We start from the raw sequence: 3,315 nt of genomic DNA on the forward strand, positions 1-3,315 counted from the left end.
GTGTCGCAACCCCCATCATCGGAAGACCTCGACCTCTACCCGGCCACGACACGCCCAACCCCGCATACCACCCCCACACCCTCAATTATGAAGAGCCATCAAAGGGGATCGGTGATCAATTCTCAGCGGCTCATCCGAGGGGGTCGGAACCGGGGCAGTATATCAAAGAGGATGGGTGATCAATTCTCAGCAAGGGGGCTGTGCACAGGCGGCAGTCAACAGTATATCAAACGGGATGGGTGATCAATTCTCAGCACTCAGGGCAGACTTTTTACGAGCAGGACAGTATATCAAAGGGGATGGGTGATCAATTCTCAGCTTGACGGTCCGACAAGTGAGGGTGTGAACAGTATATCAAAGGGGGTGGGTGATTGATTCCCAGCTTGAGTAGAGATGAGCCCTGATCAGGAAATGCTCAATCAAAATGCTCCTGAACGTCGTTCAGGAGCATTTGAAAGCGAGAGGAGATCTTGATACATGGGGTCTTTACAGCCTGAAGCTGAAGGCAGTCCCGCACCCGAAGTCGCTGAAGCGGCTTCCTTTGAACGTCTGTTACCAGACGTCCTACCGCATCCTCTCGCTAGGTCGATACTAGCCGAAAAGCAGAGTTTTGGTCAAGGAAGACATGAGCAACGCTCTCTTGCTGACACCGATTGATCAGAGTTTCCCCTTTGAGTGGAGATGACTCGTTCCCGAAATAGTGCTAGGTCGCGTACGAGGGGGGCAGCCAGTCCACCTGGGAGTGATCTCCGGGCAGGTGAGCCATCCTCGTCGTCGACACGGACCGCCTGAACGACGAAGGTGGCCGCGCCCTGATCGCCCTCGGAGTCCTCGAGGCCGTCGAAGCTTGCACCCGCGCCTCCGAGATGGTCGAGCGTCTCGACGGCGCCTACATCCACAATGGTGACTGGGACGCGGTCGAGCCCTGATGCGTTTCGGTTATCTCGAGCGAGGGGAGGAGGGTGGCCGTGGCGCGCCCGGATGGACCGAGAGAGCCACGCAAAAGTTCACCGGAAATTGATCATCCAAACGCACCCGCGAGAACACGATGCCTGTTACGCTAATCACTGTTTCTTCCGGGTGCTTTCTCTCTGTTGAAACGTTCTGTGTAAACGGACGCGCCCACGCGACCACTCGCCGCCGGTTTCTCTCACACTTTCCCGGCAATGACGAGCCCCGCGTGGGCGCGTTCGCGTATGACTTCGCCCCGACCTCGTCGATACGAGGCCGGGGCTCAGTGCGTCAGATGCGTGCCCTCACGCGGAGGGTGGGGCGGTCAGGCCTGGTGTCGGCGAGCGGCCACCGCCAGCGCGCCCAGCAGGCCCAGCATGCCGGCGCCAGCGAGGACGCCAGCCATGTCGGCACCCGTGCGAGCCAGCTGCTTCGGCGCGGGAGCCGAAGGCGTGGGAGGCGTAGCCGGGGGAGTGGACGAGCTTGGCGTCGAGGGCATCGACGGGGTCGGCGTGGCCGAAGGAGTCGGGGTGGTCGACGGCGTCGGCTCGGGAGTGGGCGTCACCGACGGGGTGGGCGTGGAAGACGGCGTAGGCGTCGGGGTTGTGGTCGGCGTCGGAGACGGGGTCACGGACGGGGTCGGGCTCGGCTCCGGAGTGGGAGTCGTGGAAGGAGTCGGCTCCGGCGTCGGCGTCACCGACGGCGTAGGCGTCGGATTCGCGTCGCCGTTCGCGTCGCCCGAGCCGTCCGAGTGGATGTCCACGCCGCCCGTGTACAACTTTGCGTTGATGAGAGCGTCGTTGTGGAAGGTGACGCCGTTGCGCACGGTTGCCACGTTGTTGATCGTGGCCTCGTACTGCAGGACGTAGGTGCCGTTGTTCGTGAGGCGCGGGAACGTCGCGGTGAACCCGGTGCCGTCGGCGGTGGCCTCCATCGTGAAGGTGCCGTCGCCGATCGACGCGCCGGCCTTGAGGGCGGGTGCCTGCTCGGCCTGGTACTCGGCGTCGTTGTTGTAGTAGTAGAGCTTCTCCGACCCGGGCACCAGCGAGTAGCCGCCGGAGCTCATGTCGAAGGTGTCAACGATCTCGACCGCGGTCGCGCCCTCGGGCAGCTGGGATCCCTTGATGTCGATCTCCCAGATGATCCGCGAGGAGTCGCCTTGCTTGGGCTGGCCCCACTTCTGGGTATTGCGCAGGATGCGCTCGTACGTGCCGGAGATCGAGCCGCCGGGCAGGTCCACGACAATGGCGGTGCCGTTCACCGGGAAGGACACAGTCGACGAGGACGTGGCGTGCACGGCCTTCGTGCGCACGGTGCCGTGGCCGATGATGCTGTGGTGGTCCTTCGCGTACTCGCCGAAGGTGCAGGTCATGGAGACGCCCTCGCCCGCGGGGACGGAGCAGTCGACGACCGGGACCTTGTCGTCGTTGAGCATGCTGAAGTTCAGCGTCGAGCTGCCCGAGTCTGAGACGATCTCAAGCTCCGGCGGAATCTGAATGGTGAACGTGTCGCCGGGCGCGACATCCTTGCCGGTCGTGTCGATGTCGAAGGACATGGTCATGACGTGGATGCCGACGGTGGGCGCGGTGGTTTCCTTGTCCTCGCGCGCCAGCGAGATCTTGCTGACGACGCTGACGGAGGTGGCGTAGGTGGGGGCGATCGCGATGAACGCGGCCAGCAGGCCGGCGACGATCAGCCCGACAGCGAGCGGGAAAAGACGCCCGATACTGCGGGGGTGCACGTGAGTCTCCATTCGTCATGGATGGGGGACGAGGCCGTGGCGTGCGCGTCGGGTGTCCACCCATCCGCTCTGGTTAGCAAGTAATGATGCTGATGGGAAGGCTACGCCTGTGCGTAATAGTCTGCGCGTTCAATTTCGTCTATTTGTCCATGTTATGGAGGGTTTGATTTAGTCGTCCAGCAATTCATCAGCCATTAACCCGGATGGAAATGTGAGCATTTGGGCGGCGTTCTAGTTGTTTGGTAATTAATTGACTGGCGTTACTATTCTTTGTCGTCCAGTCAAGCGTGTGACGAAGCGCATATGAGCTGCTCCGCTTCTTGGATGTGGTGCAGAGTCTCGCAGTCTCCAGAAATTTCGCATGCAATTCCCGTGAACGTATTTCAAATTTTGTAATCTGATCGTTGGTATTCTGCGGTTTTTGGGGTTGGGTCGATTCGTGCCGTGGGGGAATTGCATGCGAAATTTGTCTGGTCGCACGTGTGCAGAGCTGTCGCATGGGCGTTCTGAAAAGTCGCCCCCGCCCCAGGCAAAGCGGTCAAGTCCTGTGGAGTGGTGTAATCGTTTTGTGTCCTTCGGAGTGGGTTATGCGCTGAGTTGGAGTGGGGGTTCCTCCTGTTGGG

The 3,315-nt window shown here is 61.1% G+C and carries 1 protein-coding gene; it reads right to left on the reverse strand.

Going from position 1 to position 3,315, the window contains the following annotated elements; genetic code table 11:
* Positions 1 to 1,276: 1,276 nt before the first annotated feature.
* The gene (locus CYJ22_RS10000) at positions 1,277 to 2,692 is read right to left on the reverse strand and encodes an Ig-like domain-containing protein (RefSeq protein WP_101602510.1); all 1,416 of its coding nucleotides are present in this window, start codon (positions 2,690 to 2,692) and stop codon (positions 1,277 to 1,279) included.
* Between the last annotated feature and the right edge of the window lie 623 nt (positions 2,693 to 3,315).

This window comes from Schaalia odontolytica (assembly GCF_002847525.1).
Lineage (GTDB): Bacteria > Actinomycetota > Actinomycetes > Actinomycetales > Actinomycetaceae > Pauljensenia > Pauljensenia odontolytica_B.